Source organism: Planococcus daihaiensis (genome assembly GCF_049262615.1).
Classification (GTDB): Bacteria; Bacillota; Bacilli; order Bacillales_A; family Planococcaceae; genus Planococcus.
On the sequence record NZ_CP175504.1, the window covers coordinates 710,931 to 724,794 of the forward strand.

Genomic DNA, 13,864 nt, shown 5'->3' on the forward strand with positions numbered 1-13,864 from the left:
CTTTGGTGAATTTTCCATTCAAGTCACGATTTTGCACAGCGCTTCAATGTCTTCCCAGTCAACGGCGATCCGGTGGATATCTTCTTCAACCAGCTCGCTGCCCGTCTGGACTTCAATGATTTCCATATCAGTGATTGCTTTCAGCGCATGCTTTTCCCCGAGTGCATTATGAATGACATCTCCTGCTCGAATATGCCGCAATTGATTGTTCAGGACATAAATGCCTTCGCCTTTCACAACCGTCCACACTTCACTGCGCTTGTAATGCAGCTGGTAACTCAAATTTTTGCCTGCCGTGATATTCAGCCGTTTGATGAGCACGGCATTGCCTTCCGGATATTTCGTGTTCTCCAGCACGCGGTACCAGCCCCACCGCCGTTCCTCATACATCGGCCGGTCGTCGAAGCCTTTGACATATTCTTTCACCTTGGGGCTCGTTTCTTTCTCCGTGATTAAAATGCCATCCGGACTGGCAGCAACGACCACATTATTCAACCCCAAAAGGATGATGGGAATCCCCAATTCATTGACAATATGTGAATTTTTTATTCCTTCCTCGATTACACCTTTACCGGTCACCGTCGACGCCATTTCATCGGTCAGCGTATTCCAGGTGCCGAGGTCTTTCCAATAGCCGTCATAGGAAAGCGCGATGATATGCTCCGCCTTTTCAACGACTTCATAATCGAAACTGTTTTTCGGCAATAAATGATAGTTCTGATGAAGCGTTTCATAATCGGTCGGAATTCCTTTTTCAATTAACAGATCGATCATATAGCTCAATTTGAACGCAAAGACGCCGCAATTCCATAAAGCGTTTTTGCCGATCATTCGCTTGGCCAGGGCTTCGTCCGGTTTCTCCTTGAAATGATCGACTGTGAAGCAATTGTCGTTTTCGGTATCTTTAGGAACAATATAGCCATATTTTTCAGACGGGAATGTAGGCGTCACACCCATTAGCGCCAGATTTGCGTCCGAACCCTTTAATGCCGTTTCCAAATCGAGCACCCGTTTAAAAAATTTGTCATCGACATACGGATCAACCGGCAGCATCGCAATCACTTCATCAAGGTCGGTCCCCTGGGAATACAAATAAACAGCAGCCAGAGCAATCGCGGGAAATGTATCCCTTCTCTCCGGCTCTGTTACGATTTGCACGTCAGGACCCAATTGGGTTTTGATCATGTCAACCTGAGAATAACCGGTAGCTATCACAGAATCCCCGGTTAAGTTGTTATTCTCCAATTGCCCCCACACGCGCTGCACCATCGACACTTGGCTGCCTTCCGAATCCTTCAGCACTTTAAGGAATTGTTTCGATCTCGAATCATTGGATAACGGCCACAGCCTCTTGCCGGACCCTCCTGACAGCAATACTAACTTCATCATTGTTCCCCCTAATCCGTGAAGATATTTTGATTCCAACAGATTTTTAAAGCTGAATAATGAAAGAAAAATTGCGCTGATGATTATTTTTTAATGATTTCTTTGATGAATAAAGGCAAAAACTTCGAATCCCGCACGATATAGCGCTGGAACATCCGGTTCGGGTTTTTCATCAATCTATACGACCATTCCATTCCGGCGTTCTGCATCCAGACAGGCGCCCGCTCCTGGGTTCCCGCGATAAAATCAATCGATGCCCCCACGCCGATAATGGCGTTGACCTCTAAAAATTCACGATTTTTCCAATACCATTTTTCCTGCTTCGGGGCACCGAGCGCGATCAACAGGATATTGGCTCCCGACTCATTGACCCTTCTGCAGATTGCTTGGCTCGCATCCGCATCTTGCAGCTCTTCTTTTGCCGGCGAATAGACGCCTGTGATCTGAACGCCTTCGAATGTTTCCCTCGCTTTTTCCGCTGCCAGCTCCGCAACTCCCGGCCCTGCACCGAGTATGAAAACTTTGAAATCCTTTGCGGCGGAATGTTTGAATATTTCGAGTGTCATGTCTGCTCCGGTCACCCGCTCCGGCAGTTTGACGGATTTGAATTTGGAAGCCCACACAATCGGCATGCCGTCACAGGTGATCAGCGCCGCATTCCGTACGATGTGATCGAACTCCGGATCTTCCCTCATGAGCATGATGTGATCAACGTTAACCGTCTGGATCAGATTGTTTTTTGTATTGGCAGCAATCAATTCCGTCAACAGCTCCAGAAATTCCGGCATCGTGGCATTATTGAATTTGACGTCAAACAACTCGATTTTTTCTTGGATCATCCATTTCCCCTCCTTTGCACGGTATCTTCGCTGGCCAGAACTTATCGTAGTACCAGCATAATCAGCCCAGGTTAAAGAAAGGTTAAATATTCAGTCTATTTAATTAGCCAAAAAAACATCGACAACCCGGTAGTTCCCGTTTGTCGATGCTTTTATTTGGTGCTTGTTTATTCAGCGGATTGCTGTTTTACTGAATATAGGTGTTTTTTCAGATGAAGATTTCCAGGCGTTCTCCTTTTCTCGTACTTCTCGTGTTATTATGACTATTTTCATTTCAGAAAAACTTGCAGAAGCCGTATCCTTAATCAGTGTTGCTACTGGATACGACTTCTTTTCCATGCATTTATTATTCATATAATGATCTGATTATCGCCTTGCGACGCGATTTAAAGAAGCTGTCTAAAACGGAATAATAATACTGATAACGGGTATTTCATTGTATAAGCACTTCCCAGAATTGAATAAAGATAAGACAACAACATATTTCAAAAATAGATATTTTCACATAAAAAGAAAGCGGGATTGATATGTCTCATAATAGAGTGATGATTTTAGATATTCCCATAAGCAATTTGAGCCGGGAAGATTTTCTGAAGAAAGTGTACAGCGAATTGAATTTGAAACAGAAAAGCATATTCATAGTTACTGCCAACCCTGAAATTATTATGAACGCAGTTAAATCTCCCGGCTATCACGAATCCATTCTGCAGGCCGATTATATAGTTCCTGATGGCACTGGGGTCATAATGGCTTCTAAGATACTCAATCAGCCATTGACAGAAAAAATCACTGGTTATGATTTAGTCCACACCTTCTTGGCTTATGCGAGCGAGCATCAGAAATCAATCTACTTTTTCGGATCTAAAGAAGGTGTCGCCAGCAAAGCTGTAGTGAACGCCAAGAAGCTGTATCCTCATTTTGAAATAGCGGGAACCCAACATGGTTATGCAGGGCTGGGAGAAGATGTAGCGCTCCAAATTGCAGAGACAAAACCGGATTTTGTCTTTGTGGGACTTGGTGCCCCCCTGCAAGAGAAATGGGCGGCAGATTACAAACATCTATTTCCGAATTCGATTTTGATGGGTGTCGGCGGCAGTTTTGATGTGCTGTCCGGCAATTCCAAACGTGCCCCACAATTTTGGCTTGACCGGAATCTTGAATGGATGTACCGTTTGCTTACGCAGCCTGTCAGATTCAAAAGAATGTTGCAACTCCCCGTTTATCTGGGCCAGGTATATAAAGAAAAACTGTCTAAAGATAAAATGAATAAAAAACAGCAATAGAAAAATCCTTTAAACGGGTATCGTTTAAAGGATTTTTTCTTTTGCCGTCTCATGTTTCTTCAAAATGTCATGGCGGTATTTCGCCTTTTCTTTTTTCGTCATCTCTTTATAATCATCAAGAAATTTCTCGTACTTTTCCAACACAACATCTGCTTTACCGTATTCTTTCAGCGTTCCGAATTCCAGCCATGCGATTTCGTCGCAAAACTTCTTCATCTGGCCAATTGAATGGCTGACAAAAAACATGGTCTTCCCTTTTTCTTTGAACTCCATCATTTTGTTGAGGCTCTTTTCAGCAAAGGCTTTATCGCCGACTGATAACGCTTCATCAATGATAAGAATATCCGGATCCACTCGAACCGATATGGAGAAGCCCAAACGGGATTTCATCCCGCTCGAATATGTTTTGACAGGCTGGTCGATGAATTTTTCAATCTCGGCAAACTCGATGATTTCTTTTTCCATCTCTTTGATTTCCTGGCTGGAAAACCCGAGCATCAAAAGTTTCAATTCAACATTCTCCCTGCCCGTCAATTTATTGTCGAGCCCGGCATTAACTGCTATTAAGGCAATATTGCCTTTGCTGACCACTTTGCCGGAAGTCGCAGGGATAACGCCGGCGATGATATTGGCCAAAGTTGATTTACCGGAACCATTGATGCCGATAAGACCCACAATGGCTCCTTCGTCAACGGCAAAAGTAACATCCCGTAACGCAAAAAATTCTTCGCCGTATTCTTTCATCGGAATGATTAAATCCAGAATGCGTTCCGATCTTTTCTTATATAGTTTATATCTTTTCGATACCTTTTGGATATCTACTGACTTAGCCATTTGAATCACTTCCCACTTTTAAAGGAAATCAATAAATTGATTTCTGAATTTCACATGCAGATAAGAGCCTATTAAGAATGTTAGCAGGATGACCCCTGCAAAATATGCCGTATAAACAGGATTCTCCAAGAAATACCATCCTTCACCAAGCAAAGAATAGCGGTAGCCTTCAATTATATAGTAAAAAGGATTTATCATCATGTAGGGCTGCACCCATTCAGGCAGAATAGTCGGCGGCCAAAGTATCGGTGACAGATACAAAAGCATTCTCATGACTGACTGGAGCAGCATCTGGACATCCCGCACAATCGTAGTCAATGTCGAAGTGATCAATACTAAACTGAACAGGAATGCTAACAGGCCAAGCATGTAAATCGGCAATTGAAGATAATAAATGGAAATCGGATTTCCGATAAACTGCAGAAAGATGACACCCAGTCCCAATAGTATTAAATGCGGATAAAACTGAGAGAAAATTACATAGCTCGGAATGACACTCATCGGGAAGTTCATCTTGGCCAACATTTTTATCTTGCTGTATATTGATTTGGAACCCTTCATAACAGCCTGTGTGATAAAGAACCATACCAGGATCCCGGCAAACATCCATTGTAAATAGGGAATGTCCCCCACGGGTTCCCTTTCCCGGATTCCGAATCCAAATACAAACCAATAGATGGTTATTTGAATTGCAGGATTAATAATTTCCCAGGCCATTCCGAGGTAATTCCCACTGGTGAGACTCCGTAATTCATAAACAGATAGCCTTCTCACCAAATAGAAATATTGAATTTGTTCTTTTAATATTTTTATCATTGATTTCATTAGAGCTCTTCACCTACCCGCTTTCTTTCATACTACTCCAAAAAAGCTTTGACTACACGTTCGGCAGCATGGCCATCTTCCAATGAGGAAAACTTGTCTTTGAACACGCTGAACTTCGGATTCATCAAGACATTCGACCCTTTGAGTTCGTTTATCGCTCTAAACAATTCTTCTTCTGTCTCCACAATCGGTCCAGGTGCATCTTCTTCAATATCAATATAGAAGCCCCTTAACTGATCGCGATACTGTTCCAGATCGTACATAAAGAAAATGATTGGACGTTCCAGCACAGCAAAATCAAAAAATACAGAGGAATAATCAGTGATCATCAAATCGGAAATCAAATAAAGGTCGCGAATATCCGGGTATGAAGAAGCGTCGTAAACCGTACCTTCGTGAGCAGAGAAATCAAAGTTCTCAGCTACCAGGTAATGCATCCTCGACAACAGAACCCATTCATCTCCGAACTCTTGCTTCCACCTATTCAAATCAAATTGGAACTCAAATTTATATTTCCCTTTTTCATAAAATTCATTGTCCCGCCAAGTTGGCGCATAAAGCATAATTTTCTTATCGGCAGGTATGCCCAGCTTCTGTTTTAAATTGCTGGCCAGAGCCTCTGGACGCATCGATAATACATCGTTCCGGGGATAGCCCGACTCGATAATCTTGCCTGGATAATGAAAAGCCCTTCTGAAAATCTCCGTCGAATAAGGATTCGGAGATACGAGGTAATCCCATTTCCTTGCTTCAGTAATGAAATTGTTTTTATAGGTGCTGGTATTTGTTCCGGGCATATGAATCTCGGTAATGTCGATCCCTAATTTTTTCAGCGGTGTTCCATGCCAGGTCTGGATATAGACGGTGTCTTTCGGTTTTGGCATCCATGCAGGCAACCGGACATTATTCACCCAATATTTCGCACGGGGGAAATTAAGAAACCAAGAGATGGTAAAACGGCGGATATAAGGCACGCCGAATTCCTTAAACAGGTTTTCGGCTTTTCGATCGATGCTCCAGACGAGCTCGTAGTCCGAATGATGTTTTTTCATATATTCGTAAATTGCCCGCGGGCTGTCACTGTATTGCTTGGCATGAAAGCTTTCAAAAATGACCAGCTTCCGTTTTTTGGGCATACGTCCCATGACAGTGAAGATTAACTTGAATAATTGGAGAACCCTTTTGCTGTTTTTCAGTCCGCTGATCCAAGTTCGTATTCTATTTTTCAAAGTAAAATCCTCCGGAAAAAAACTGGTGTGAATAAACATGCTTCCCCGCTTGGCAGCGTTGAGCAGGAGTACCTCATTTTTTCGTTTTTGAATCGTAATAACATTCCCTTTTTTAGCATTCGTTCTTAATTTTAACGGATGAATTGTCAGTTTCCGGTCTCCGAGATAAAGCCCTTGCTTCTGTTCAGTTTCTTTAGAGATACATGAAATAGGAACTTTAAAAAATCCAAAACGCCTAAAGAAACGAGACTTAACAGGTCTTGTGAATTTTGTAATCGGCTCTTCTTTGCCAGTGATATATAAATAATCATATTCACCGTTGGCTTTGTAGGCATAATGTGTATTACGACCATAAATGTAAAGATGCTTATTGCTGAAAAATGCATGTAACCGGGATTCATACCCAGTTATTTCCAAAGCATTCCCTTTTGATATGAATACACCATTCTTTCTATTGAAGATAAAATACTTTGCCCCATTAATCGAAAAAGAAGCAAGCATGTGCTTGTTTCGATGATCTTCCACTTGATAGAAATCGAATATCTTTCTCGCTTTTTTGGTTATTACTTTATAATTTAGAGCAGTGTTGTCTTCTTTATAAGATACCTGAATTATTTCTGGACTTTCCAGATTAATTTCCAGCTCCGCATTATTAGATAAAACTTGGAATCTTCTATTTCGCGTAATCATTTCTTTTCTGAACAAGTCATAAACCAAAAAGATATTGAATTGTTCATATACAATCTTTCCTGCCAGTATGTATCTGCTTTCTGTAGATGTCATATTCAAATCCAGCGGGATTACATGGTCGGGAGATTCGTAGGCAAGAATATCATCGAATGTATATAGATACTCCCCTGTTGAAGAAAAGAGTGAAACTGAGGTTTCGCTCGTTTGTTTGAAAGCAATTTCTTCTATATAAGTCTCGTATTCAATCGCCAAAGACTCATCTCCGGATGATAAGTTCAAATCACGATATAATAGACTTGGGAGTTGGCTGGCGAGTAGTTTATTGTTTTTTATATATATGATTACCGTGTTTCCCTGAAATTCTGTCTTAGCCAGCAATTGGTCCGACTCCGGCACTTCACCTATAGCAAAGGCATGTCCGGGAACCAAATCCTCCAGAGAGAAATGAAAAACTGTTTCATACGGATCTATTGAAAGCTCAATGGAATTATCGCTTTTTGTTAAAATTTGCACCTTATTATTTAGAATCATAGTTCTTCCTCTTTTACACAATATTTTCAATAGCTATTTAAGATAATAACATATATTATATAATCATAACATTTTCTTATAATATATAAATTACATCAAGTGGAGTGAGTATATCTATGAAAAAAGTCATCACATATGGTACATTCGATTTATTGCATCATGGCCATATAAACATATTGAAAAAGGCGAAAGAACTTGGAGATTACCTGATCGTCGGTTTATCATCCGATGAATTTAACGCCATAAAAGGAAAAGCGGCTTATCATTCTTATGAAGAAAGAAAGCTGATTTTGGAAGCAATTAAGTATGTAGACGAAGTTATCCCTGAACATAACTGGGGCCAAAAAGAAGGCGATATCCAAAAGCACCAGGTGGATATCTTTGTGATGGGTTCAGATTGGGAAGGGAAATTCGATGAATTATCCGCCTATTGCCAAGTAATTTATCTTCCGCGGACTGATGGTATTTCTACGAGTAAAATAAAGACGGACCTTTTCAACAGAGGATGATAAAAGAAATTTCAATTTCTCTATACCTCGGACTGTTCAAAACTGCTTTTTCCTTCTTTAAACTATTCCCGTTAAAAAACAAGACAGTCTTTCTCTCCACTTTTGGAGAGAATGCCTTGTTCACAGCAAGGGAGTTGGCGGCGTCCAGTTCTCAGCAACTTGTTTTCATCAACAGTAAAAAATGCAAAGTGGATTTTTGCTCTATTCCCGCTGCCAAAAAAAGCATCTATTTTTTGGATACACTCAATTTTCTGGCTCTGGTTTCATCCATTTATCACCTTGCAACTGCAAAATATATTTTCGTTGATACATATGTTGGGGCTTTATCGGCTATCCGGTTTAAAGATGAAGTTAAATGCATCCAACTTTGGCATGCAGCGGGAGCCGTTAAAAAATTCGGCTGGAGCGACCCCGAGACCTCTAAAAGAAGCACCAGCGCAAAAAATAGATTTCAGAAAGTCTATGATCAGTTTCATTATATCCCCGTCGGCTCGAGGCAAATGGCGGATATCTTCTTAGAAGCATTTCATTTAAATGAAAATCAATTACTTTATACCGGAGTGCCTCAAACTGACTTTTTCTTCGATGAAGCGCTGAAAAAAGCGGGTTCGGAGCGGGTGTATAAGCGTTACCCAGTCCTTAGAGACAAAAAGAAAATCCTATATGCTCCGACGTTCCGGAAAGACTCCCTGCAAAAAATGAAGCTGGAGTTTGATATCATGCAATTTCTTGAATCACTCCCTGACAATCATATTTTAATGATCCGGATACATCCATCTGTCCAGGAGGCACTGAAAGTTCCGGAGCACCCCCGCATCTTGTTGGTCAGTGATTACCCTCACATCAATGAGCTATTGACCGTTTGCGATATTTTGGTGACAGACTACTCCTCCATCCCGGTAGAATTTTCCCTGTTGGAGAAGAAAATGATTTTCTTCACTTATGATCTGAAATCTTACAGTAAAGTGCAAGGTCTGTGGTCAATGGATGATTTATCTTTCCCCGGCCCAATAGCCCGAACGACAGCAGAAGTGATCGCACACATTAAAGATCCGGCAATCGACCTGGATAATATCAAGCGCTTTAAACATCACTGGAACACATTTTCTGACGGTAGTTCGGCTAAGAAGTTAATCGCTGAAGTTTATAACCCAAAAGATTTATAGAACCCAAGTAAAACAGGCGGAGAAAAGTGATTTACTTTTCTCCGCCTGTTTTTATTTCGTTATTTTTTTGATCATTCCAGTTGAAAAGTTTCTACGACGCAAAGCGCAGTTTAATTCATTGCATATTTTCTGCTGATTGTCTGATAGAACATTTCCATAGCTTCTTCATTGTAGATCTTATAATCAAAAACTCTGTAAGCCGGTTGCTCTGTAAGCATTTTTTCCATCCCCATAACAAGGCCTTCAATCGAATTTTCAACAATTTCTCCATAGCCATCTTCCAGAATACTTCTGTTTCCTGGTATATCTGTAGCTAGGATAGGTTTGTTCAAGATTAGGCATTCCAAAAGCACCATCGGCTGACCTTCGTGGTTGGACGGCAGAACAAAACAATCTGATGCCTGAATCAGCGGAAATGGATTTTCTAATTGACCCACAAGATGAACATGATCTTCCAGTCCGCTGTCCTTAATCTGCTGAATCAACTGATCTTCTAGTTGTCCGGTTCCAAGAATGAATAATTCAATATCCGCTCTTTTTTGATGAAGACGAGCAAAAGCTCTGATTAACTTCTGATGATCTTTTTCTGGTGACATTCTTCCCATTGTGACAAAGCTGAATCGGTCCGCTTCAGGTTGTCGTATTGTATTGGACGATTCCACCCCTGCATTCGCTATTTCAGAAATTTCCATTGTAGCTTTGTCCTGTTCTTCAATTGCCTGCAAAACGTATTCATAATTAATGGAATTATGGACATAAGTCATTTTCTCTTCACTTTTTGCCACTAAATGAGCCAATCGGTGTTGATTGGTATTTCTCGTGTGCTCTGCGACAGAGATAATGGAATCAAAATAATTGTACGCTGGGAAAATGACATTCAGATTTTTCTTGTGTTTGTATTTCCCGTCAATAACTTTTACATATTCCTCCATCATTTCATTGTGCTGGAAAATCAACTTTTTTTCAAAATCATTTGCCGCAAAAAGCAAAGTCCAAAATTTCACATAACCGCTAAAATCTATGGCGATGTCAATTTTGCTGTTACCGAACATCCTTTTAAATTCACGTTTATAGATTGACAATATTTTTTCATCAAGGAAATTGTCGGGGCCACGATGATAATAGTTTTCATGACCATTTTTGAAAAGGAGTTCCTGCTGTAACAATTCATTCAAATGGTAATTTATGCTGCCCGACCGGTAATATTTTTTCACATGCTTATTCAATTTCACATGATTTTTAGCACTTTCTTCGTCAAAATTGCCTTTATCTGCAATAATGACATTGTATTTGGAATAATCGATGTTGTTCATCAAATTGATAGCTGAACTTGTTACTCCATTGTTGTGGAAGCCACCGCTGTAAACAAGAATATTAGTTTTATCATCCAAAACGGAATATGTATGCTGCTCATCATTGTTAAAGACCGCATCAACGACTCGCTGAGTGCTGCCGCCGTCTTCCAATGAAACAAAATTCTCCCGACAAGCCATTAGCTGTACAAAATAATCTTCCTGGTAATTTTGCGAACGAGCAATCGCTTCGGTAACTTGACCAATATCTGTGCAAATGGCCCCCGGCATATCTTCGAGATTCAAATAGAACCCACGGTCCATTTCGTACTCAAAACGATCATAAGCATAAAATATAATCGGCTTTTGGGTTACCATATAGTCGAAGAATACACTTGAGTAATCGGTCAGTAAAATGTCGGTGATGCTAAGTAATTCATTTGTATCGATAGTGTCTGGGACCACATTTAAACTGAGTTTCTTCTCTTTAATATGCTTTTGCATCAAACTGTGCACTTTCAACAAAATTGTAAATCTATCCCCCAACACTTCCTCCAGTCGGATGACATCTTCAATAAACCGATCAATTTCAGAATCGACTTTACCAACTTCACCTCTCCAGGTAGGAGCGTAAAGCAGCACTTGCTTATTGCTGCCACAATTTAGTAATCCCCTTAAGTCGTCGTGTGTTGCAAATACAGTATCAATGCGCGGGTAACCCGTTTCCGCAATTTTGCCGGTATAAATTCCTCGTAAATCATGTGAATCCACAATTTTATCTGCTGTAAACTTGTTCGGAGCAAGAATGAAATCGGATTGCAGAAAATTCTTCATCAAATTCTTGTGTTGCCCCAATGATCCATTCATATCTTTGCCCAGTGTTTTTAGAGGGGTACCGTGCCAAGTATTTACATACACTTGTTCATCTTTCTTGATAAAATAAGGAGGAAATGAAGTATTGTTGATCAGATATTTCGCAGAAGCCAAATATTTCAGGTATGCCTCACTGTGTACGGAGACCAACTCAATATTCGACAATTCTTTCATCCAATCCGGGCAAGCATCCGGATTATTCAATACCCATATGTGCCGATATTTAACGAATGCCGGATCTGCTGCCAGGTTTTTATAAATCGCATATGGGTTGCAGCTTATATTCTTCCCGTGAAAACTTTCATAAAGGATCACCGTCTCATCCACAGCCAAATTTTCGTAATAGCCCGTATACTCCACAGATCGTCTGAAGGTTTTGTTTTTACCGTGCTTTTTTATTAGATCTTGAATTATAAGCCTGTTCTCATCCGTCTGAAGATCCTTCTCTGAAAATGCCGATGCATAATCGGGTGAAATGTCTTTTATCTTCTTTTGGATGGCTTTTTTAGACTTCGGTTTTGAAACTGTAATTTTGTAACCCGATACTTTTTCAATTAATTTTTTCGCTTTTTTCAGAGGTAATGCCAGGTCTTTTTTCAATTTAGTTTTCTCCTTAACTATTAAAGATTGCTTATTTTCACTCCATCTAAGCTATCTTATTGTTCTTTTTTAGTTGCTTCATCAAGATTCCTTTTATATGGTCCAAAGTTCATTCCATAATGGCATAATCGGCTGGCGCCAAACCTGCTTTCGGTTTTTCGACAAACCGGTTGGTCTCTATCAGCTTACCGTTGACCGCAATCGGATCAAAGATGCCATGCCTCTCAGCCTAGCTAAACAAAGTTTATCATTTCCCACTATGGTATCGCCAAGCAGGAAACCAAATGGTTCATTGCCGATGAAATTTCGGGCTCGCCAAATTGCACGTCCTAGTTCCAATGACCGCTATTGACGGATGTAATGGATTTCAACGTGGGAAGTTTTTAAAACAGAATCCAACATATTCGTCTTGTCTTTTTTCAATAGGGTATCTTCGAGCTCGAAAGCATGATTGACATGATCATAAATTGTTCTCTTTCTGAAATGCAATAATTTCTATAACTTTAGATATAACGACAAATAGAGCGGCATTCTAGAGGACAAATACCTTTAATCTCACCTATTGTAAGAAGTTAAAAATGCTCTTTATAAACACTGTTAATGAAATGATTATTTTTTTACAATATTTTTATACTAACATTATTAAGATTACATGTAAATATAAGGGTTTTTAAGTTTTTTTATTAAATTAGACAAATTTATATTTTTATAGATTGTAAAAGTATTGAAAAACCCAGAAGACAGAGCTGGTTAACGAAAAAAACTCCCTATCTGATAACCTTGAAGGTTTTAGATAAGGATTTTTTTCTATTAGTAATTAATTTGCTTTTTACTCTGAGTGCCGACATTGTGCCAGTTCCAGGCACTTTCGATAATCTCAATCAATTTGAACTTCGGTTGCCATCCCAGCTTCTCTTCAATTTTCTCGGAGGATGCCACTAAAATTGCCGGATCTCCAGGACGTCGGTCAGCATATTCAATAACAGCAGATTTTCCTGATACTTCTTCACATTTATCAATAATCTCTTTAACGGAATAGCCTGCACCATTTCCTAAATTGAATACATCATTGGATACCGTGCCGTTTACCATCCCTTCGTATGCTAAAATATGCGCATTTGCCAAATCTGTGACATGGATGTAATCTCTCACACAAGTACCATCCGGCGTATCATAATCCGTTCCGAAAACCGAAATTTTCTCCCGTTCCCCCAATAGATGCTGTAACACGATTGGAATCAGGTGGGTCTCCGGATCATGGCTTTCTCCGATTTCACCGGATGCATGTGCACCGGCAGCATTAAAATAGCGTAAAACTATATATTCAAAGTTATAAACTTTTGATATATCATCTAATATAGTTTCTACCATCAGCTTCGATTTCCCATACGGATTAATTGGTGCGGTTTTAGTAGTTTCCGAGATTGAATCAGTTTCTGGAATTCCATATGTTGCTGCCGTCGACGAAAAGATGAATTTACCAATTCCATGCTCAATCATTTTCTCCAATAATACCACCGTTGCATTCACATTATTCCGATAATACTTCAAAGGGTTTTGAACGGACTCTCCAACCAAGCTGTTAGCTGCGAAATGGAACACCGCATCGATGTCATATTTAGTGAATATTTGGTCCAAAATAGCTTCGTCCCCTAAGTCCCCCTGCTCAAAAATTGCTTTGTCATCCAATAGATAAGGATAACCAGTGGTTAAGTTATCCAGGATGACCACTTCATATTTACCAATCAATTCTTTAACGGTATGGCTGCCAATATATCCGGCGCCTCCACAAACTAATATCGTCATA

General features: G+C 40.1%; 10 protein-coding genes and 1 pseudogene. 3 read left to right on the forward strand and 8 right to left on the reverse strand.

All coding sequences use genetic code 11. From position 1 onward, the window contains the following. Positions 1 to 18 precede the first annotated feature (18 nt). Together DHX103_RS03425 and DHX103_RS03430 are read right to left on the reverse strand one after the other, a co-directional pair. Positions 19 to 1,386: a sugar phosphate nucleotidyltransferase gene (locus DHX103_RS03425; protein WP_422123875.1), complete on the reverse strand. Its 1,368-nt coding sequence runs from the start codon at positions 1,384 to 1,386 to the stop codon at positions 19 to 21. 83 nt (positions 1,387 to 1,469) lie between these two features. Then, entirely contained in the window at positions 1,470 to 2,225 is a 756-nt protein-coding gene (locus DHX103_RS03430) for a WecB/TagA/CpsF family glycosyltransferase (RefSeq protein ID WP_422123876.1), read from the reverse strand. A gap of 611 nt (positions 2,226 to 2,836) precedes the next feature. On the opposite strand from DHX103_RS03430, the gene DHX103_RS03435 reads away from it, so the two are divergent. Further along, positions 2,837 to 3,508: a WecB/TagA/CpsF family glycosyltransferase gene (locus DHX103_RS03435; RefSeq protein ID WP_422123877.1), complete on the forward strand. Its 672-nt coding sequence runs from the start codon at positions 2,837 to 2,839 to the stop codon at positions 3,506 to 3,508. 24 nt (positions 3,509 to 3,532) lie between these two features. Here the strand turns inward: DHX103_RS03435 and tagH are convergent, their stop codons facing one another. The 3 genes from tagH to DHX103_RS03450 are packed head-to-tail and all read right to left on the reverse strand — an operon-like array spanning position 3,533 to position 7,617. Further along, positions 3,533 to 4,342 (reverse strand): teichoic acids export ABC transporter ATP-binding subunit TagH, encoded by an 810-nt coding sequence (gene tagH / locus DHX103_RS03440; protein ID WP_422123878.1) that lies wholly within the window; start codon positions 4,340 to 4,342, stop codon positions 3,533 to 3,535. 18 nt (positions 4,343 to 4,360) lie between these two features. Next, on the reverse strand, positions 4,361 to 5,167 hold the full coding sequence (locus DHX103_RS03445; protein ID WP_422123879.1) for an ABC transporter permease: 807 nt from the start codon (positions 5,165 to 5,167) through the stop codon (positions 4,361 to 4,363). 32 nt (positions 5,168 to 5,199) lie between these two features. Then, positions 5,200 to 7,617 carry a CDP-glycerol glycerophosphotransferase family protein gene (locus tag DHX103_RS03450; RefSeq protein WP_422123880.1) on the reverse strand — a complete coding sequence of 806 codons (2,418 nt, stop codon included), beginning with the start codon at positions 7,615 to 7,617 and terminating at the stop codon, positions 5,200 to 5,202. A 116-nt stretch (positions 7,618 to 7,733) separates the two neighbouring features. Between DHX103_RS03450 and tagD the strand changes: the two genes are divergently transcribed. Together tagD and DHX103_RS03460 are read left to right on the forward strand one after the other, a co-directional pair. Next, complete coding sequence (gene tagD, locus DHX103_RS03455; protein ID WP_422123881.1) at positions 7,734 to 8,126, forward strand: glycerol-3-phosphate cytidylyltransferase; 393 nt, start codon at positions 7,734 to 7,736, stop codon at positions 8,124 to 8,126. Then, on the forward strand, positions 8,123 to 9,292 hold the full coding sequence (locus DHX103_RS03460) for a CDP-glycerol glycerophosphotransferase family protein (protein ID WP_422123882.1): 1,170 nt from the start codon (positions 8,123 to 8,125) through the stop codon (positions 9,290 to 9,292). Before tagD ends, DHX103_RS03460 begins: the two co-directional genes overlap by 4 nt. Before the next feature lie 110 nt (positions 9,293 to 9,402). On the opposite strand, the gene DHX103_RS03465 is transcribed toward DHX103_RS03460, so the two are convergent. The 3 genes and pseudogenes from DHX103_RS03465 to galE form a co-directional block, all read right to left on the reverse strand. Further along, positions 9,403 to 12,057, reverse strand: a complete 2,655-nt coding sequence (locus DHX103_RS03465; RefSeq protein ID WP_422123883.1) for a CDP-glycerol glycerophosphotransferase family protein — start codon at positions 12,055 to 12,057, stop codon at positions 9,403 to 9,405. A gap of 115 nt (positions 12,058 to 12,172) precedes the next feature. Then, positions 12,173 to 12,534 (reverse strand): annotated as a pseudogene (locus tag DHX103_RS03470) (UTP--glucose-1-phosphate uridylyltransferase); the annotation flags it as partial. A 333-nt stretch (positions 12,535 to 12,867) separates the two neighbouring features. Further along, a complete protein-coding gene (galE, locus tag DHX103_RS03475) occupies positions 12,868 to 13,863 on the reverse strand; it encodes a UDP-glucose 4-epimerase GalE (RefSeq protein ID WP_422124715.1) in 996 nt (331 codons plus the stop codon). Position 13,864 lies beyond the last annotated feature (1 nt).